The 18,160-nt window shown below is 73.3% G+C and carries 15 protein-coding genes; 5 read left to right on the top strand and 10 right to left on the bottom strand.

Annotated elements, in window-relative coordinates; translation table 11 throughout:
- The first annotated feature begins 77 nt into the window (after window positions 1-77).
- Both D0Z67_RS23540 and D0Z67_RS23535 read left to right on the top strand, forming a co-directional pair.
- Window positions 78-1,286: a pyridoxal phosphate-dependent aminotransferase gene (locus tag D0Z67_RS23540; protein WP_031182519.1), complete on the top strand. Its 1,209-nt coding sequence runs from the start codon at window positions 78-80 to the stop codon at window positions 1,284-1,286.
- Between the two features lie 71 nt (window positions 1,287-1,357).
- Window positions 1,358-1,969: a hypothetical protein gene (locus D0Z67_RS23535; RefSeq protein ID WP_031182518.1), complete on the top strand. Its 612-nt coding sequence runs from the start codon at window positions 1,358-1,360 to the stop codon at window positions 1,967-1,969.
- A 9-nt stretch (window positions 1,970-1,978) separates the two neighbouring features.
- Here the strand turns inward: D0Z67_RS23535 and D0Z67_RS23530 are convergent, their stop codons facing one another.
- The 7 genes from D0Z67_RS23530 to D0Z67_RS23500 all read right to left on the bottom strand — a co-directional run bounded on the left by D0Z67_RS23530 (window position 1,979) and on the right by D0Z67_RS23500 (window position 8,383).
- Entirely contained in the window at window positions 1,979-3,346 is a 1,368-nt protein-coding gene (locus D0Z67_RS23530) for an 8-oxoguanine deaminase (protein WP_031182517.1), read from the bottom strand.
- 49 nt (window positions 3,347-3,395) lie between these two features.
- Entirely contained in the window at window positions 3,396-4,310 is a 915-nt protein-coding gene (pucL, locus tag D0Z67_RS23525; protein WP_031182516.1) for a factor-independent urate hydroxylase, read from the bottom strand.
- Window positions 4,311-4,315: 5 nt separating this feature from the next.
- On the bottom strand, window positions 4,316-4,654 hold the full coding sequence (gene uraH / locus D0Z67_RS23520) for a hydroxyisourate hydrolase (RefSeq protein WP_031182515.1): 339 nt from the start codon (window positions 4,652-4,654) through the stop codon (window positions 4,316-4,318).
- A 14-nt stretch (window positions 4,655-4,668) separates the two neighbouring features.
- Entirely contained in the window at window positions 4,669-5,172 is a 504-nt protein-coding gene (gene uraD, locus D0Z67_RS23515; RefSeq protein ID WP_031182514.1) for a 2-oxo-4-hydroxy-4-carboxy-5-ureidoimidazoline decarboxylase, read from the bottom strand.
- A gap of 112 nt (window positions 5,173-5,284) precedes the next feature.
- The gene (locus D0Z67_RS23510) at window positions 5,285-5,596 is read right to left on the bottom strand and encodes a helix-turn-helix domain-containing protein (protein WP_199812216.1); all 312 of its coding nucleotides are present in this window, start codon (window positions 5,594-5,596) and stop codon (window positions 5,285-5,287) included.
- 51 nt (window positions 5,597-5,647) lie between these two features.
- The gene (locus tag D0Z67_RS23505; protein ID WP_037775507.1) at window positions 5,648-5,896 is read right to left on the bottom strand and encodes a hypothetical protein; all 249 of its coding nucleotides are present in this window, start codon (window positions 5,894-5,896) and stop codon (window positions 5,648-5,650) included.
- 78 nt (window positions 5,897-5,974) lie between these two features.
- A complete protein-coding gene (locus D0Z67_RS23500) occupies window positions 5,975-8,383 on the bottom strand; it encodes a GH92 family glycosyl hydrolase (protein ID WP_031182511.1) in 2,409 nt (802 codons plus the stop codon).
- 163 nt (window positions 8,384-8,546) lie between these two features.
- Between D0Z67_RS23500 and D0Z67_RS23495 the strand changes: the two genes are divergently transcribed.
- Window positions 8,547-8,780 (top strand): hypothetical protein, encoded by a 234-nt coding sequence (locus D0Z67_RS23495; protein WP_031182510.1) that lies wholly within the window; start codon window positions 8,547-8,549, stop codon window positions 8,778-8,780.
- A gap of 3 nt (window positions 8,781-8,783) precedes the next feature.
- Here D0Z67_RS23495 and D0Z67_RS23490 read toward each other — a convergent pair whose 3' ends face one another.
- The 3 genes from D0Z67_RS23490 to D0Z67_RS23480 form a co-directional block, all read right to left on the bottom strand.
- Window positions 8,784-10,538, bottom strand: coding sequence for an ankyrin repeat domain-containing protein (locus tag D0Z67_RS23490; RefSeq protein ID WP_031182509.1), 1,755 nt, complete (start codon window positions 10,536-10,538; stop codon window positions 8,784-8,786).
- Between the two features lie 230 nt (window positions 10,539-10,768).
- The gene (locus D0Z67_RS23485) at window positions 10,769-12,373 is read right to left on the bottom strand and encodes an AMP-binding protein (protein WP_031182508.1); all 1,605 of its coding nucleotides are present in this window, start codon (window positions 12,371-12,373) and stop codon (window positions 10,769-10,771) included.
- On the bottom strand, window positions 12,370-14,043 hold the full coding sequence (locus D0Z67_RS23480) for an AMP-binding protein (protein ID WP_031182507.1): 1,674 nt from the start codon (window positions 14,041-14,043) through the stop codon (window positions 12,370-12,372). The genes D0Z67_RS23485 and D0Z67_RS23480 overlap by 4 nt, the downstream gene beginning before the upstream one ends.
- A gap of 146 nt (window positions 14,044-14,189) precedes the next feature.
- On the opposite strand from D0Z67_RS23480, the gene D0Z67_RS23475 reads away from it, so the two are divergent.
- Together D0Z67_RS23475 and D0Z67_RS23470 are read left to right on the top strand one after the other, a co-directional pair.
- Window positions 14,190-15,020 (top strand): LuxR C-terminal-related transcriptional regulator, encoded by an 831-nt coding sequence (locus D0Z67_RS23475; protein ID WP_031182506.1) that lies wholly within the window; start codon window positions 14,190-14,192, stop codon window positions 15,018-15,020.
- A 185-nt stretch (window positions 15,021-15,205) separates the two neighbouring features.
- Complete coding sequence (locus D0Z67_RS23470) at window positions 15,206-18,043, top strand: ATP-binding protein (RefSeq protein ID WP_031182505.1); 2,838 nt, start codon at window positions 15,206-15,208, stop codon at window positions 18,041-18,043.
- The last annotated feature ends 117 nt before the right edge of the window (window positions 18,044-18,160 follow it).

Genomic DNA, 18,160 nt, shown 5'->3' with positions numbered 1-18,160 from the left:
CTAGACAAGTTGTTGGACTTTCCAAGCTCCTACTTGGTAAAACCAAGCAACACCAGTTACCGGAGGGGTCGCGGCGCATGGAGTTCCGGCAGTCGAACAAGCTCAGCGAGGTCTGCTACGAGATCCGCGGTCCGGTGATCCAGCACGCGGACGCGCTGGAGGAGGCGGGGCACAGTGTGCTGCGCCTGAACACCGGCAACCCGGCGCTCTTCGGGTTCGAGGCGCCGGAGGAGATCACCCAGGACATGATCCGGATGCTCCCCCGCGCCCACGGCTACACCGACTCGCGCGGCGTCCTCTCGGCCCGCCGGGCGGTGGCCCAGCGCTACCAGAACCTCGGCCTGGAGGTGGACGTCGACGACGTGTTCCTGGGCAACGGCGTCTCCGAGCTGGTCTCCATGGCCGTACAGGCGCTGGTGGAGGACGGCGACGAAGTCCTCATCCCGGCCCCGGACTTCCCGCTGTGGACGGCTGTCACCACGCTGGCCGGCGGTCGAGCTGTTCATTACCTCTGCGACGAGCAGTCCGACTGGGCGCCCGACCTGGCCGACATGGCGTCGAAGATCACCGACCGCACCAAGGCCGTCGTCATCATCAACCCCAACAACCCGACCGGCGCGGTGTACCCGAAGGAGATCGTCGAGGGCATCCTCGGCCTGGCCCGCCGACACGGCCTGATGGTGTTCGCGGACGAGATCTACGACCAGATCCTCTACGACGACGCCGTCCACCACTCGGCCGCCGCCCTCGCCCCCGATCTGGTCGTCCTCACCTTCTGCGGTCTCTCCAAGACCTACCGGGTGGCGGGGTTCCGCTCCGGCTGGCTGGTGATCACCGGGCCCAAGCAGCACGCCAAGAGCTATCTGGAGGGCCTGACCATGCTGGCCTCCATGCGGCTGTGCCCCAACGCGCCCGCCCAGTACGCCATCCAGGCCGCGCTCGGCGGCCGCCAGTCCATCCACGAACTCACCGCGCCCGGCGGCCGGCTGTACGAGCAGCGGAACGTGGCCTGGGAGAAGCTGAACGAGATCCCCGGCGTCTCCTGCGTCCGCCCCAAGGGCGCGCTGTACGCCTTTCCGCGCCTCGACCCCAAGGTGCACAAGATCCACGACGACGAGAAGTTCGTCCTCGACCTGCTGCTGCGCGAGAAGATCCAGGTCGTGCAGGGCACCGGCTTCAACTGGCCCACCCCCGACCACTTCCGCATCCTCACGCTGCCCTACGCGGACGACCTGGAGGCGGCCATCGGCCGGATCGGGCGCTTCCTGAGCGGGTACCGGCAGTAGCTCGGCGGGGCGCTGTCAGTGCCCGGCCGTACGCTTCGAGGACGAGCAGACGGTCCGGAAGGAGCACCGCCGTGGCACGACCGCCCACCGCCGCCCAGCGGCGCGTCATCGAGGACGCCGACCCCGGCACCGGACGGCTGCGGGGCACGGACGCCCAGCTCGCCGCGCTGGTCCGGCTCGGCCTCGCCTTCCGGCACCCCCGCCCGCCCCACGACCACTTCCTCACCCCGGCCGGCCACCGCCTGCGCGATGCCGGACCGGAGCCCGCTCCCGCCCCCGCCGCCGAGCCCGCCGGTGTCTTCGCCGCCCGGGTCGGCGGCGCGGAGGAGATATCTCCCGGCCCCTCCCGGGCACGCGAGGTGCGCGACGCCTGGCAGGGCCTGCTGGAGCTGCGCCGCATGACCAACCCCGACAGCGCCACCGACCGCCCCTGCGGCTGGGAACGCACCCACCTGGTCCGCGCCGCCGCCCTCGCCCTGGAGGCGGCCTGCCACCGGCCGGAGCACGCCGGCACCCCCGGCTACCGCGTCCGCGCCACCCCGCAGCCGGAGGCGGTCGCGGTGTACGGCCCGGCACTCACGGAGTACGCGGCCACCCTGGAGGCGGCGGGCTGGCAGTGCGGCGAGTACACCGAGGCCCGCACCAGAGCCCGCCACGTCCTGGCTTCCCCGCGCCGGGTGTGAGACTTCGGTTCAGCTCCGCGCGAGCCGCCGCGCCTGCTCGCGGGTCGTACGGGCGAGCGCGTCCTCGTCCACGTGCAGCAGCCCCCCGTCCGCCACGATCTGCCGGCCGCCCACGAAGGAGGCCGTCACCGGGGCCGGGGCGCCGAGCACCAGGGCGGCCACCGGGTCGGCCACGGAGGCGTGGGCCAGGGTGTCCATGCGCCAGAGGACCAGGTCGGCGAGCTTGCCGGGCTCCAGGGAGCCGATCTCGGCCGCCCGGCCCAGGACTTGGGCGCCGCCGTAGGTGCCGAGGCGGAGGGCCTGGCGGGTGGTGAGCGCGGCTTCCCGGTGCGGGCCGAGACGGGCGACGAGGAGCGCGTTGCGCAGCTCGGTGTGGAGTTCGCCGGACTCGTTGGAGGCCGTGCCGTCCACGCCCAGGCCGACCGGCACGCCCGCCCTCAGCAGGTCCGGCACCCGCGCGATCCCCGCCGCCAGCCGGGCGTTGGACGACGGACAGTGGGCGACGCCGGTGCCGGTGCGGGCGAAGGCGGCGATGTCGGAGTCGTTCATGTGGACGCAGTGCGCCATCCACACGTCCTCGCCCAGCCAGCCGGTGGACTCGAAGTACTCGGTCGGGCCCATCCCGAACAGCTCGTGGCAGAACTTCTCCTCCTCCACCGTCTCCGAGCCGTGGGTGTGCAGCCGCACCCCCAGCCGCCGGGCCAGCTCCGCGCCCTGCTTCATCAGTTCGGTGGAGACGGAGAAGGGCGAGCAGGGCGCGACCGCGACCTGGGTCAGCGCGCCGAAGGAGGCGTCGTGGTGCTCACGGACGGTGGCCTCGGTGGCCGCCAGCGCCTCGTCCAGGCTCTCCACCGCGAAGTCCGGAGGCAGCCCGCCGTCCGACTCGCCCCGGTCCATCGAGCCACGGGCCAGGGTGAAGCGGACGCCGGTGTCGCGGGCGGCGCGCACGATGGCGCCGGACAGGTCGCCGGTGCCGCGCGGGTAGACGTAGTGGTGGTCCATGGCGGTGGTGACCCCGCCCCGGGCCATCATCGCCAGAGAGCCCCGCGCGCCCGCCGACACCATGTCCTCGTCGATGCGCGCCCAGGTCGGGTAGAGCGCGGTCAGCCAGTCGAAGAGGTTGTGGTCGGTGGCCAGGCCCCGGGTGAGCCACTGGTAGAAGTGGTGGTGGGTGTTGACCAGGCCGGGGGTGGCCAGATGCCCGGTGGCGTCGATCCGCCGGGTGACTCCGGTGAGCCCCTCGGGCGCCGGACCCGCGCCGACCGACTCGATCCGGTCGCCCGCGAGGACGAGGTGTCCCGTGGCGTACTCGGTGTCGTCGGCGTCCACGGTGGCGATCGCGCAGTTCTCGATGACGATGCGCTCGGCTGGTGCCACGGTTCGTCCTTCGCTCTCGGAGGTCTCGCAGAGGTTGCTCGGAGGTTGCTCAGAGGTTGGTGAGGTCCACCGGGATCGCCGCCTCGCGGCCCTCGCGGAGGACGGTCGCCTCGATCAGGCCGTAGGGCCGGTCGGCGGCGAGGTACACCTCGTTGTCGTTGGTCAGCCCGAAGGGCGCGAGGTCGGCCAGGAAGTGGTGCTTGTTCGGCAGGGAGAGCCGGATCTCGTCGACCTCGGGGCGCTCCCCGATCACCCGCGCGCCCATCTCGTACAAGGTCTGCTGGAGGGAGTACGAGTAGGTCCCGGCGAAGGCTTCCAGCAGGTGGCGGCGGGTCTCGGCGTAGGACGCGTTCCAGTCGGGGGCGTCGCCCTCGCCGGTCCAGCCGTACCGCCAGCGGGTGTTGACCTCGGTGGCCAGCACACGGTCGTACGCCTCGGGGAGGGTGGTGTACTCGTCCTTGGCGTAGCCCCAGAACTCGGAGTCGGTGGAGTTCAGCACCACCAGGTCCCCAAGCCCTGAGACGACCTGCCAGGAGGTGCCGTCGTGGAAGACCTGGGTGTGCCGGACCTCCTGGCCCTTGCGGACGAAGGAGTGGCCGCCGTCCTCCGCGCCGATCCGGTCCCAGGCGTACTCCTCGATCCGGACGCGGGCCGTGCGGATCGCCTCCTGGGAGGTGACGAAGTGCCGGGCGAGGTGGATGCCGAACTGCTCGGCGGACTCGATGCCGTACCGCTGGGCGAAGGCGTACACCGTGTTCTTGGTGGTGTCGGTCGGCAGGACGTGGGCGTTGGAGCCGGAGTAGTGGACGTCGTCCATGTCGCCGCTGAGGGTGACCGAGACGTTGAGGTCCTTGATGTGGTGGGTGGCGCCGTCGCGCGTGATCCGGACGACCCGGTTCTCGGCCTTGCCGTACTGGTTCTGCGCCAGGACCGCGGGCCCGGCCGGGCGGGACGTTTCTGCCATGAAAGCTAGCTCCCTCGGTATACGGAGTAGCCGAACGGGCTGAGCAGCAGCGGGACGTGGTAGTGCTCCCCGGCCCGTACGGCGAAGGTGACGGTCACCTCCGGGAAGAACGCGTCCCCTCGCTCGCCCAGGTACGGCTCCACGGCGAAGTCGAGCCGCACCCGCGCGGTGTCCTCCGGCGGGGCCGGCAGGTCCCGGCAGCGGCCGTCGGCGTCGGTGGTCCCCTCGCCGAGCGGGCGCCAGCCGGCGCCGGTGCGGGCCGAGAGGCGGACGGTGACGCCCGGCGCGGGGCGGCCGAGCGAGGTGTCCAGGATGTGCGTGGACACGGAGGCGGTTTCGGTCATGGTGCGGGCGTCCTTCAGGCGACGAGTCGGGCCAGGCGGATGCGGTTGATCCTGCCCAGTTCGGCGCGGGCGGTCTCCCGTTCCCGCTCCGGCGTGTTGCCGAGCCGCTCGGTCAGCGCGTCGCGCATCTGCTCGCCGGTCAGGCCGGTGGCGCAGATCAGGAAGACATGGCCGAAGCGGTCCTGGTAGGCGAGGTTCAGTTCGAGCATCTCGGCGCGCAGGGCCTCGGAGGCGTCCGCCATGCCGCGCTGCTCCCGGGTGGAGGCCGGGTCGCCGGGCTTGGGGCGGCCGATCGGGGGGTGGCCGGCCATCGCCTCGGCCAGGTCGTCGGCGCCGAGTCCGGCGAGGGCCGCGTCGGCGGCGAGGTACAGGTCGTCCGGCGTGGCGTACGGGCGGGCGACGAGCAGCAGGCGGGCCCAGGCGGTGGAGGCGCACACCTCGTGGAGGGCGGCGAGCGCGGCCTCGTCCCCGAGGGCGTTGAACCGGGCCAGGCCCAGGGGGGTGGCGGGCGATGTCACGGGCGCCTCCGTGGCCGCGAGGGCCGTCGTGCCGGACGGGGTGCCGTCAGCTAACGCCTCAGCGCGACGGCACGTCAACACTTTGTTGAAAATTCTGGGTTACCAGGCGGGCTCAGCGGCCCTTCTCCCGGTTGAGGTAGTTGTAGATGGTGAAGCGGCTGACGCCGAGCGCCCCCGCCACGGTCTCCACGCCGTGCCGTACGGCGAAGGCGCCGCGCGCCTCCAGCGTCCGGACGATCTCCTGCTTGGCCTTCCGGTCCAGCTCGGCCAGCGGCCGCCCCTCCCGGCGCTCCAGCGCGGTGAGGATGTGGTCCAGGGACTCCGCGAGCTGCGGCAGCCGTACGGCGACCACGTCGGCGCCCTCCCAGGCCAGCACCACGTCGTCCGGGCCCGCGTCGCCCGGCGGGAGGAGTTCGCCGCCCATGGCGTCCACGAGGGGGCGCACGGCGGCGAGGAAGGGTTCCTCTGCGGTCACCTACCGCCCCTCCCCGACCACGTTGACCTGGAGCGATATCCGGGTCGCCCCGGCCTCCAGGCTCCGCCGCAGCAGCGCGTCCACGGCACTGAGCACCCCTTCCGCGCCACCCTCGGCCATCGTGCCGAACGGACCCACGTCCACGGTGTCCAGACCGCCGCCCTCGACGACCTCGCGGGCCGCGACCGCGTGCGCGGGCGGGACGTCCAGGTCGAAGGGTTCGGTGGTGAACTCCACTCGCAGTCTCAACTCTGCCCCCAGCTCTCGGTCGTACGACCTTAGCCCCGGCCGGGCCCCGCGGGGGCGCTCCCCGCGAGGCCGGGGGGATCACTCCGGCAGGTCTCCCGTCCCCCAGCCGGTGTCGGGTGCGGTGGTCAGGGTGTAGTCGAGCCGGCCGCCGGCGCGCGCCTCGGCCGGGGTGAGCCAGGAACGGGTCACCGGGTGCCCGTCACGGCGTACGGCGCCGATGTAGGCGTGGGTGTCGTCGGCCTCGGGGGCGGTGATGACGAGGTCGGTCCGGCCCGGCCGGTCCACGGTCGCCTTCGGGAACACCGGGGCGCCGAGCAGCAGGGTGGCGCTGCCGGGGGTCTGCGGGTAGATGCCGAGGGCGGAGAAGACGTACCAGGCGGACATGGTGCCGAGGTCGTCGTTGCCGGGGAGGCCGGTGGGGCCGGTGCCGTAGACGGTGTCGAGGATCTGGCGGACCGTCGCCTGGGTCTTCCAGGGCTGTCCGAGCGCGTTGTAGAGCCAGGGGGCGTGGATACCGGGCTCGTTGGTGGGGTCGTAGCGCAGGGGGTCGCCGCCGCGTACGGACCAGGAGCCGTCCGGGTTGTGGAAGAAGCCGTCGAGCCGGGTCGCGGCCGCGCTCCGGCCGCCCATCGCGTCGGCGAGCCCCTGTACGTCGTGCGGCACCATCCACGTGTAGGTGGCGCTGGTGCCCTGCGCGAACCCGAGGTCGCTCGCGGGGTTGAACGGCGTGACCCAGGTTCCGTCGAGCTTGCGGGCCTGTACGTAGCCGGTGGCGGGGTTGAAGACGTTGCGCCAGTAGGCCGCGCGGTCGGTGAAGACCTTCGCGTCCTCGTCCCGGCCGAGCCCGCGCGCCCACTGGGCCAGGGAGAAGTCCGCGACCGCGTCCTCCAGGGTCTCCGCCGCGCCTCCCCAGCAGTGGCAGGCGTCCTGGGGTGCGTAGTGGGACACCAAGTACTGCGCCAAGTTGGGGCGTTGACCCTCGCACTGGCCGGGGCAGCCCGCGTCGGAGAGGTCGTCCGGGGTGGGGACGGTGGCCTGGCGGACCAGGGAGGCGTAGGCGCCCCGGTAGTCGAAGTTCCGTACCCCCATGGCGTAGAAGGTTGCCAGGGTGGCGGCGGAGGGGTCGCCGGTCATCACGTGGGTGGCGCCGCTGATGTGCACCCAGCGGTCCCAGACGCCGCCGTTCTGCCGGGCGAAGTTGTACAGCGACTGCGCGAAGTCGCCCGCCACCGTGGGCCGCAGCAGCGCGAGCAGCTGGATCTGCGCCCGGTACTGGTCCCAGCCGGAGAAGTTGCTGTACTGCGCCCGCTGCCCGCGCGCCAACCGGTGCACGGCCTGGTCCATGCCCCGGTAGCGCCCGTCGGTGTCGCTGATCAGGTTGGGCTGCATGAGGGAGTGGTAGAGCGCGGTGTAGAACGCGGTACGCCGTGCCGGGCTCCCGCCCTCGGTGCGTACGGTGCTCAGCTCGCGGTCCCAGGCCCGCGCCCCGGCGGCGGCCGCGTCGGCCACGCTCGCCCGTGCCGGTATCTCGTGGCGGAGGTTGGCCTCGGCGCCCGCGAGGCTGACGTAGGAGATGCCGAGCCGCATGTGGACATCGTTGTCAGACGCCGTGTCGAAGCCGACCCAGCCGCCGGAGCCGCGTCCGGCGCGGTCGGCGCCCGTGGCGTAGCCCTCGCCGCCGGAGGCCGTGGTGGAGCCGGGTGACAGGGTGCCGTCGTGCCAGGTGCCGGTGGCGGCGAAGGCGCGGTCGAAGGTGGCGCTGAAGTGCAGCCGGTAGTAGGTCTTGCGGTTGTTGGTCCCGCCGTTGGCGCGGCGGCCGCAGAACGCGCCGGTCAGCACCCAGCCGGTCACCTTGCGGTGGGCGGCGTCGATGTCGATGTGCGCGTCCTCGCTGCCGTTCAGCGAGTTGGAGACGCGGAACAGCAGGTTCGCCGGGCTGCCGGCCGGGAAGCTGAAGTCGGCGACCCCGGCCCGCCTGCTCACCGCGAGGTCGGCGGAGGCGCCGGAGGCGAGGCCCAGGGTGTACCGGCCGGGTACGGCCTTCTCGTCCGCGTGGGAGAAGTCGGCCGCGTAGACGGCGTCCTTGGTGTCGGCGGACGGGGAGGACGTGATGTCCCCGGTGAACGGCATGATCGGCACGTCCCCGGCCGCGCCGGGGTGGCAGCCGGCGCCGTTGACATGGGTGAGGCTCAGGCCGCGTATCCGGGTGGTGTTGTAGGCGTACCCGTTGGCCGCGCCGGTGCTGGTCTGGTCCCCGGCGGTGCTGGTGGGCGACCAGGCGATCATGCCCTGGGGCAGGGTGGCGCCGGGGAAGGTGTTGCCGCCGTTCGCGGAGCCGATCAGCGGGTCCACCAGCGACGACAGCCGCTCCGGGCCGCTCGCCGCGACGGCCGGGAAGGGGGCGGCCACGGCGAGCGCGGTGGTGACGGCCGTGACGGCCGTCGTGGTGCCGAGCCGTCTCGCGGCGCGTAGGAGGGCGTGGCGCATGCGTCGGGTCTGCCTTTCCGTGGGAGACATCGGGCGCCGCGAGGCTAGAAGCCCGGCCGGGACGGGGGGAAGAGGGCAGGGGCCGGAGGCCGGTGAAACCTGGGCGAATTCTCGGCCCCCTCGCCGAGTAGCGGCGCCGCCCGATCCGCAGGACGCTGAACCCATGGCCGATCCGACGCGGTTCCCGCACATCGTGGTCCACCCCCCGGCGCTCGACGGCTCCCGCCGGGTCACCGAGGGCGACGTCACCCTCGGCCTCGCCTCCCACCTGGACGACGTGATCGAGATCCTCCGCCTCGCCGACCTCGACCGCATCGAGGTCGAGGAGAGCGACCTGATCGACTGGCTCGGCGGCGGCCCGGACGACTGGCCGGGGTTGTCGGAACACGAGCTGTGAGCCTCAGCGCAGCTCCGGCGGCAGCTCCACCCAGCGGCGCGGGGCGTGCCGGTCGACGGCCTCCCGGCCGTCGTCGATGACGAGACCGGCGGCCGCACAGGCGTAGGCGAAGGCGTCGGCGCCGAAGGGGAAGCCGGGGTCGCGCTGCCAGAAGCGGAAGGTCCAGAAGGCATCCGGGTCCAGGCCGTGCCCCCACATGCCGATCTCCTCGCTCCCCACTATCTCGCCGTCGCGGGCCAGCGATCCGAATGTGCCTCCCTTGGGGTTGAAGTACAGGCCGTAGGCCGTGGTGCCCGCCGATATCGCGCTCAGCAGCTCCGGATCGCTGGTCTGATACCCGTCCTGGGTGATCACGCAGCCGCCCTGCGCGCCCTCGACGGCACGCACACCGACGTGGCGCAGGGTCTCGTCGAAGTCGTCCGTGTCGAAGGGCGCGTCCTCCAGACCGGTGCGCGGGCAGCGGGCCGGGTCGGCGCCGAGCCGCCGGATCACCTCGTCCTCGGTGAGGTCCCGTACGAAGCAGATCCCGAGCCCCTCGGTCCACAGCGGGTGGTCGCCGAAGGCGGCGATGAGCGCGTCGGCGGCACGCAGGGCCGCGACCTCCTCGGCGGGCAGTTCCTCGGCGCCCGGCAGGGAACTCACGAGCGGGGCGAGCGGAGTGGTCAGCAACAGCCGGCCCGGCGACCAGGGCGCCTCCTGGGGCGTCCATACGTCCGCCCCGGCGTCGATCAGGGCGCGGACGGCCGCCTCCTTCGTGCGGTGCACGGCGTACCAGAGCGGGGTGTGCCCGAAGTCGTCGCGTGCGTCCACGTCCGCGCCGTGCGCGAGGAGCGCCAAGATCCCGTCGGCGCAGCCCTGTTCCGCCGTCAGGTGCAGCGGAGTACCGCCGCTCCAGCCGACGTGGCCTTCCGGTGGCGCTCCCGCGCCGAGCCGGGCCTCGATCAGCGCCGGGTCCGCCCAGTCGTCGGACCGCATGCCGTCCCAGTCGGGCCGGGGTACGCAGCGCTGCCGGGCCTCCTCCTCGCGGCGGAGCGTCTCGGTCTGCCGCTGGGTGAGCGGCGGGGCGAGGAATCTCGGGGGGCCGCCCACCTCCATGTGGATGATCGTGCGCGGCCCTTCGTCCGGTTCCGGTGCTTCGAGACCGGGCCACACCTCCACCGCGTGCCCGGCCGCCGTCCGGAGCGCGTCCGCGTCGACCGGGACGCGGGTCTCGGCGATCTCCTCGTCCGGCCACTCCACGACGACCGTCGCCTCACCGGCCGGAGGCAGTTCGGGGAGGTACAGGTCCACGTCGGTCTTGAACAGAGACCGGTGGGAGTGGTGCAGCCCCGGGTCGAGCGGGATCAGACCGACCGCCTGGTCCAGCTGTGCCGCGCGCTCCTCTCCGTCCGCCCCGGTGAGCGGGACACGGCGGGTGGTGGTGCCGTCCAGCGAGGTCACCCGGCGGCCGTCGGAGAGCAGCAGGCCCACCCGGAGTCCGGACTGCCCGCTGTCGGAGCCGCCCTGACGGCGGGTCCGCCGGAACACCGCCAGGTGCAGGGTGACCGACCCCGGCCACACCGACCACCCGGTCAGCATCACCCGCGTCTCCGGTCCCTCCCCGGCGGGCACCGGCTGGGACAGCAGGACCGGCACGAAGCGGTCGACGGGCGGCGTGTACCTGCCCTCGTCCTGGCCGGGCGGGCGCAGCCGGGCCACGACGGAGCGCTCCTCGGCGGAGGGCTCGTCGGGAAGCACGAGGTCATCGAAGAATCCCATGCCCGGAGCGTGGCACGGCCCACTGACAACGCCTCGGGACGAGGTGGGGGACCGAACCTCAAATCAACCTCTGAAGACCGGGCCGGAGGCTTCAACCGCCGTCGAACGAGGGCAGATTGAGGGGGTGAGGTCCCGCCGGGACGGGGGTGGCGGGCCTTGCGGACGGGGGGCTTGTGGGGCGCGGTCTCGGGCTGGAAGGCCACGGGGGCGACCGCGCCTCGCAAGCGTGTTCAGGAGCCGTGCGTGCGGCGCAGCTCGATCTTGCGGACCTTGCCGGACACCGTCATCGGGAAGGCGTCGAGGAGCTGGAGCCGGCTCGGGATCTTGTAGTGGGCCAGCCGGTCCCGGCAGAAGGCGCGCAGTTCGTCCAGCGTGAGCGGGTCGGCCGCGTCGAGCGGGATGACACAGGCGAGCACCTCCTCGCCGTAGCGCTCGTGCGGTACGCCGACCACCTGGACGTCCCGGATCTTGGGGTGGGCGTAGAGGAACTCCTCGATCTCGCGCGGGTAGATGTTCTCGCCGCCCCGGATGATCATGTCCTTGATGCGGCCGACGATCTCCACATAGCCGTCCTCGCGCATCACGGCGAGGTCGCCGGTGTGCATCCAGCGGCCGGTGTCGATGGCCTCGGCGGTCTTCTCCGGCTCCTCCCAGTAGCCGAGCATGACGCTGTAGCCACGGGTGCACAGCTCGCCGGCCTCGCCGCGCGGCAGGGTGATGCCGGTGGCGGGGTCGGTCACCTTGACCTCAAGGTGCGGCAGGACGCGGCCGACAGTGCCGGTGCGGTGCTCCAGGTCGTCGTCCACGCGGGTCTGGAGGGAGACCGGGGAGGTCTCGGTCATGCCGTAGCAGATGGACACCTCGGCCATGTGCATCTCGGCGACCACCCGCTTCATCACCTCCACCGGGCAGGGCGAGCCCGCCATGATGCCGGTGCGCAGGGTGGAGAGGTCGTACTCCGCGAAGCCGGGGAGGTTCAGCTCCGCGATGAACATGGTGGGTACGCCGTACAGCGAGGTGCACCGCTCCCGCTGGACCGCCTCCAGGGTGGCCCGGGGCTCGAAGGACGGGGCCGGGATGACGATGCAGGCGCCGTGAGAAGTGGCCGCGAGATTTCCCATCACCATGCCGAAGCAGTGGTAGAACGGGACGGGTACGCAGATCCGGTCCTGCTCGGTGTAGGCGACCAACTCCCCTACGAAGTAGCCGTTGTTGAGGATGTTGTGGTGGGAGAGGGTGGCACCCTTGGGGAAGCCGGTGGTGCCCGAGGTGTACTGGATGTTGATCGGGTCGTCGCAGGACAACTCGGCTTCGCGGGAGTTCAGTTCCTCCGTCGGGACCTCCGCCCCGAGCGCGGCGAACTCCTCCCAGCTCGGATCGCCGAAGTACACCGTCCGCCTCAACTCAGGCACGGAGGGCCGGACTTCGTCCACCATCGCCCGGTAGTCGCTCCCCTTGTGCTCGATGGAGGCGAACAGCAGGGAGACGCCGGCCTGCCGGAGCACGTACTCCACCTCGTGGGTGCGGTAGGCCGGGTTGACGTTGACCATGACCGCGCCGACCCGCGCGGTGGCGTACTGGACGAGCACCCACTCCGCCCGGTTGACCGCCCAGACGCCCACCCGGTCGCCCTTGGCCACCCCGGAGGCGAGCAGCGCGCAGGCCAGCCGCCCGACGTCGGCGGCGAACTCGGCGTAGGTCCAGCGGCGCCCGGCGGGCACGTCGACCAGGGCCTCACGGTCCGGCCAAGTGGCCGCCGTACGAGCCAGGTTGGCGCCGATGGTGTCGCCGAGCAGGGCGGTGTCGCCGGTGCCGTGCGCGTAGGAGAGGGTCACCGGAAGTCCTCCTCGCGGTACTCGTCCGCCGAGCCCGCGGCCGTGGCCTCGCGCAGCTCGATACGGCGGATCTTGCCGGACACCGTCTTGGGCAGCGGCCCGAACTCCAGCCTGCGCAGCCGCTTGTAGGGCGCGAGGACCTCCCGGGAGTGCTCGAAGAGCGCCTTCGCGGTACCGGGTCCGGGCTCCCAGCCCTCGGCGAGCACCACGTACGCCTTCGGTACCGCGAGCCGGAGTTCGTCGGGCGCGGGGACGACGGCCGCCTCGGCCACCGCCTCGTGCTCCAGCAGCGCGCTCTCCAACTCGAAGGGGCTGATCTTGTAGTCACTGGCCTTGAATACATCATCACTTCGCCCCGTGTAGAAGACATATCCGTCTTCGTCGCGGGAGCCGATGTCGCCGGTGCGGTAGTAGCCGTCGGCCATCGCCTCGGCGGTGCGCTCGGGGTCGCCGTGGTAGCCGGTCATCAGGCCGGTGGGCCGCGCGGAGAGGTCGAGCGCGATCTCGCCCTCGGTGGCGCCGGGCGCGCCGGTGACCGGGTCGAGGAGTTCGACGCGGTAGCCGGGGCTCGGCCGGCCCATGGAGCCCGGACGCAGTTCCTGGCCGGGGCTGTTGGAGATCTGCACGGCCGTCTCGGTCTGCCCGAACCCGTCCCGCACGGTCACGCCCCAGGCCCGCCGCACCTGCTCGACCACCTCGGGGTTGAGCGGTTCCCCGGCGGCGACGGCCTCGCGGGGCGGGGTGGCGAGCTGGGTCAGGTCGGCCTGGATCAGCATCCGCCACACGGTGGGCGGCGCGCAGAACGTGGTCACCCGGGCCCGGTCCATCTCGGTCATGAGCCGGGCCGCGTCGAAGCGGGAGTAGTTGACGACGAAGACGGTCGCCTCGGCGTTCCAGGGTGCGAACAGGTTGGACCAGGCGTGCTTGGCCCAGCCGGGCGAGGAGATGTTGAGGTGCACGTCGCCCGGCTTCAGCCCGATCCAGTACAGGGTGGCGAGATGGCCCACCGGGTACGAGGTGTGGGTGTGCTCGACCAGCTTGGGGCGGGCGGTCGTCCCGGAGGTGAAGTACAGCATCAGCGGGTCGTCGGCGAGGGTCGGCCCGTCGGGCAGGAACCCGGCGGGGACCGCGTAGGCGTCCTCGTACGGCTCCCACGCCTCCTCGGGCAGGCCGCCGACGGAGATCCGGGTGTAGGTGCCGGGGACCTCGTCGAACTTGGCGGTGTCCTCGGCGCGCGCGATGACGTGCGCGACCTCGCCCCGGTCGACCCGGTCGCGCAGGTCGGCGGGGCCGAGCAGCGGGGTGGCCGGGATGACCACGGCGCGCAGCTTCATCGCGGCGAGCATGGTCTCCCACAACTCGGCCTGATTGCCGAGCATGACGAGCACCCGGTCCCCGGCGCCGACGCCGAGCGCCTTGAGGTGGTTGGCCACCCGGTCGGAGCGGTCGGAGAGTTCGGCGAAGGAGAGCCGGGTCTCGGCGCCGTCCTCCTCCACGATGTGCAGGGCGGTGCGGTCGTTGCCCTCCGCGATCACGTCGAACCAGTCCAGCGCCCAGTTGAAGTGCTCGAACCCGGGCCAGCGGAAGCCGTCGTAGGCACCCTGGTAGTCCTCCCGGTGCTCCAGCAGGAAATCTCGGGCGCTGCGGAACAGCTCCGTCGGGGTCGTCATCCGTGTCCTCCTCGCTGCCGCGGTCGTCCACCGCCGGCGCACTCCCGCGTCCCGGACCATTGCCGGGCGGCTCTCCCCCATCGTCTAATCCGTGATGCGGGTCTCACCACCCCCGAACGGGGGTGGCGGCACGAAGGAGCGAGAAGGTGGCAGCAGATGCCGTGGCGACGGCGGAGATTCGGGGTGCGCTGGCCGGGCTGCGGCGTGCGACAGGACTGCCGGTCGCGTTCGGCGGAGCGGTCGGCCCCGGCGCGGCGCAGATCCGGATCAGCGAGCTGAGCGGCACCGCGACGGCCGCGCTGCGCTCGCTGGTGGTGACCTCGGGCACCGGGCTCGGCGGCCGGGCGGTGGCGCTGGGCCGGGCCTGCGCGGTGCCGGACTACGCCGGTTCCCGCCGGATCAGCCACGAGTACGACGCCCCGGTGGCCGCCGAGGGCCTGCGCTCGGTGCTCGCGGTGCCGCTGGTGGTACGGCACCGGGTGCGCGGGGTGCTGTACGGCGCGCTGCGCACCGCCCAGCCCCTGGGCGACCGGGCGCTCGGCGGGGCGGTGGCGGCGGCCCGGGAGGTCGAGCGGGCGCTCGCGGTACGGGACGAGGCGCGGGGACTGCTGGCCGCGCTCCGGCCCGCCGTACCGGAGCCGGGGCCGGGGCCGGGCCGGGAGCACGTACGGGAGGCGCACGCGGCGCTGCGGGCGCTGGCCCCGCGCATCGCGGACCCGCAGCTGCGGGCCGAACTGCTGGCGGCCTGCGCCCTGCTGACCGCGCCCGCCCCGCAGGGGCGCCCCGCGCTGGCCCCGCGCGAGCTGGACGTGCTGACCTGGGTGGCGACCGGCGCCACCAACGCGGCCGTCGCCGACCGGCTGGGCCTGCGCCCGGAGACGGTGAAGGGCTATCTGCGCGCCGCGATGCGCAAGCTGGGCGCGCACACCCGGGGGGAGGCGGTGACGGCGGCTCGCCGGGCCGGGGTCCTCCCCTAGGGGCCGGAACCGGACAGTCCGGTCCCCGGCAACCGCCGACGAAACATGCCATTCACATAGGCCCGCTTTGAATTGCGGGTTGCTTGACGGGCTGTTATTTCCCTCACCACGACTTCTCGCCGAATTTCGGGCTCCGTTGCCTAGAATTTGGCCCGGACACGACACACGAGGGGAGCGGGCGAACCGTGCGACGGGACTTCCAGGAGCCTGCCCGATGCCGCCCCGACCTGCTCATCGGCCGCGAGGAACTGTTCGCCGACGCGAAGGAACAGCTCGGCTCGGGCGGCAGCGTGCTGGTGCACGGCCCGGCCGGAATAGGGAAATCGACCTTCCTGCGGGCATTGGCCGAGGAATACGGCGCCACCGCGCACACCGTGTTGCGCTGCTCGGCCACCGAGTCCGAATCGCATCTGCCCTTCCTCGCCCTGGCCGACCTCCTCGGGCTGGTCCTGGACGAGATCGCGCCGCACATCCCCTCCGCCCAGCTGACCGCGCTGGAGTCGGCGCTCACCGGCCGGGGCGAGTCCAGCCTCCAGCGGGACGGCCTCGCCCTGCGCCTGGCGGTGCTCTCCGCCCTGCGCGCCCTCGCCGCGCGCGGCCCGGTGCTGCTGGTCGCCGACGACCTCCAGTGGCTCGACCCGGCCAGCGCCGAACTCCTCGGCTTCGCCGCCCGCCGCCTGGACGGCACCCCGGTGCAACTGCTGTGCGCGGTACGCACCGAGGGCCCGGAGAGCCAGGAGTACGACCGTCATCTGCGCGCCTGTCCCCCGGACACCGCCGCCGTCCGCCTCGGCCCCCTCAACCGCACCCAGGTGGCCCGGCTGCTGGACCACCGGGGCCACGGCCCGCTCCCCCGCTCCACGGTGCGCGAGATCCACCGCACCAGCGGCGGCAACCCGCTGTTCGCCCTGGAGCTGAGCCGCGCGCTCGCCGACAGCCCGACCCCGCCCCGGCCCGGCGAGCCGCTGCCGGTGCCGACCTCGCTGCGCGCCCTGGTGCTCAGCCGGCTGGACATGCTCTCGGTGGAGGCCCGCCGCACCCTGCTGGTGGCCAGCGCGGGCGCCCGTCCCACCCCGGCCCTGCTGCACGCGGCCGGCCGGGAGAACGCCGAGGCGGAGTGCGCCCAGGCCGCCGAACTCGGCCTGCTCGCCACCGAGCCGGAGGCCCCGGCCGTACGGTTCGCGCACCCCCTGATCTCCGCCGCCCTGTACGCCGAGGCACCCGCGCCGGAGCGGCGGGCCGCGCACGCGGCGCTGTCCACCGCGGCCTCCGACCCGATCGAGCGGGCCCGGCACCTGGCGCTGGCCACCACCGGCACCGACCCGGAGGTGGCGGCGCGGCTCGCCGGGGCCGCGACCCTGGCCCGCGACCGGGGCGCGCCCTCCGTCGCCGCCCAGCTGGGGCTGCTGGCCGCGCGCCGCACCCCGGCCGACGGCGTGCCCGGCGCCGAGGAGCGGCGGCTGACCGCCGCCGAGGACGCGATCACGGCCGGCGAGGTCGACCTCGCCCGGGACATCGCGCGCGAGGTGCTGAGCCGTACCGCCGTGGCCGCCGAGCGGGTGCGGGCCTGGATCGTGGTCATCGACACCGCCGGGCACACCATGGCCGAGGTGGACGCCGTCTTCCCGCAGGCGCTCGCCGACGCCGGGCAGGACCCCCGGCTGCTGGCCCTGGTCAACTACCAGCTCGCCTGGCGGGCGCTGATCGTGCAGGGCGACTTCACCGAGGCCCGTACCGCCGCCGCGCACGCGGCCGCGCTGGCCGAGCACGGCGGGGACCGGCGCACCGAGCTGCTGGCGCTGGCCTTCCAGGCGCAGACGGAGACCCTGATGGGCCATCCGGAGGCGCCCCGCACCATCAAGCGGGCGCTGCGCGAGCCGCAGGACGCGTCGGTGGCGTGCCATCACAACGGGGCGGGCAGCGCGCGGTTCCGCTGGCTGGTCATGGGCGACCGGCTGGCCGAGGCGCGCGGCACGGTGACCGCGCTGCTGGGCGAGGTGCGGCGGCGCGGCTCGGTGGAGAGCGAGGTGCACTTCCTGCGCGGGCTCGCGGAGACCGAGCTGCACGCCGGGAACTGCGGGCGCGCCCTGGAGCTGGCCCGCGAGGCCCTCAGGCTGGCCCGGGACTCGGGGATCGGCGAGACGGCCTCCGCCATGCTGACCTCGCTGGCCGAGGCGTCCGGCGGGGACGTGGGCCGGGCGCTGTCGCTGGCCCGGGAGGCGGTGGCGCACGCCGAGCAGGACGGCGACCAGATGTACCTCTCCCGGGCACTCGCCGCCCTCGGCTACGCCCAGCTGGTGGCCGGGGACGCGGCCGGCACCGTGCGCGCGCTGCGCCGGGTACGCCGTCTGGAGCAGGACCTCGGGATCACCGACCCGGCGCGCGGCCGCTGGCAGGGGGATCTCGCGGAGGCGCTGGTCCGGATCGGCGAACCCGCCGAGGCGCAGGACCTCATCGACACCAGCCGGGAGCACGCCGAGCGCCTGGGCCGGGCGAGCGTGCTGGCGGTCCTGGACCGGGCGGAGGCCCTGGTTCGGGCGGCGCGCGGCGACCGAGAGGGCGCGCTGACCCGGCTGACGTCCGCTCAGGACCGGCTCACCGAGCTGGGCTACGGTCTGGAGGCGGCCCGCGCCGCGTTCGCGCTGGCCCAGCTACGCGCCCGCTCCCCGGAGGGGGCCCGCAGGAAGGGCACGGCGTACGACGAGGCGACCCGGCTGTTCCGGCGCTGCCGGGCGCTGCCGTGGCTGGGCCAGGTGGACGAGGCCCGCAGCGCGCCGGAGCCCGTGCCGCCGGCGGCGGTGCCGGACGCGCCCGAGGCGCTGGACGCGCTGGCGGGGCTGGCCGCGATGGAGCGTCAGGTGGCCGCGCTGGTGATGGAGGGCGCCACCAACCGGGAGATAGCCGCACGGCTGTTCGTGAGCGTGAAGACAGTGGAGGCCACCCTGACCCGGGTCTACCGGAAGCTGGGCATCCGCTCACGGGTGGACATCGTCCGATTGGCCGCGGGCCGACGCGCGAAGTGACGGTGCCCCCGGTTAACTGAGCCGGACCGAGGGTTTTCCCTCCCCCCACCCCCTAGGGGGTTCCCTCATTGGGAGGCGGGAGTTCCGGGTCCTAGCGTGAGGGGCGTGCCGCTCGCC

This window comes from Streptomyces seoulensis (assembly GCF_004328625.1).
In the GTDB taxonomy this organism is placed as follows: Bacteria; Actinomycetota; Actinomycetes; order Streptomycetales; family Streptomycetaceae; genus Streptomyces; species Streptomyces seoulensis.
This window is presented reverse-complemented; position numbering and strand designations above follow the sequence as displayed.

Bases quoted from the DNA above. Each gene is read 5' to 3' on its own strand.
- D0Z67_RS23480 (WP_031182507.1), bottom strand. From the start codon at position 14,043: ATGACGACCCCGACGGAGCTGTTCCGCAGCGCCCGAGATTTCCTGCTG.
- D0Z67_RS23540 (WP_031182519.1), top strand. From the start codon at position 78: ATGGAGTTCCGGCAGTCGAACAAGCTCAGCGAGGTCTGCTACGAGATC.
- D0Z67_RS23500 (WP_031182511.1), bottom strand. From the start codon at position 8,383: ATGCGCCACGCCCTCCTACGCGCCGCGAGACGGCTCGGCACCACGACG.
- D0Z67_RS23495 (WP_031182510.1), top strand. From the start codon at position 8,547: ATGGCCGATCCGACGCGGTTCCCGCACATCGTGGTCCACCCCCCGGCG.
- pucL (WP_031182516.1), bottom strand. From the start codon at position 4,310: ATGGCAGAAACGTCCCGCCCGGCCGGGCCCGCGGTCCTGGCGCAGAAC.
- uraH (WP_031182515.1), bottom strand. From the start codon at position 4,654: ATGACCGAAACCGCCTCCGTGTCCACGCACATCCTGGACACCTCGCTC.
- D0Z67_RS23490 (WP_031182509.1), bottom strand. From the start codon at position 10,538: ATGGGATTCTTCGATGACCTCGTGCTTCCCGACGAGCCCTCCGCCGAG.
- D0Z67_RS23510 (WP_199812216.1), bottom strand. From the start codon at position 5,596: ATGGGCGGCGAACTCCTCCCGCCGGGCGACGCGGGCCCGGACGACGTG.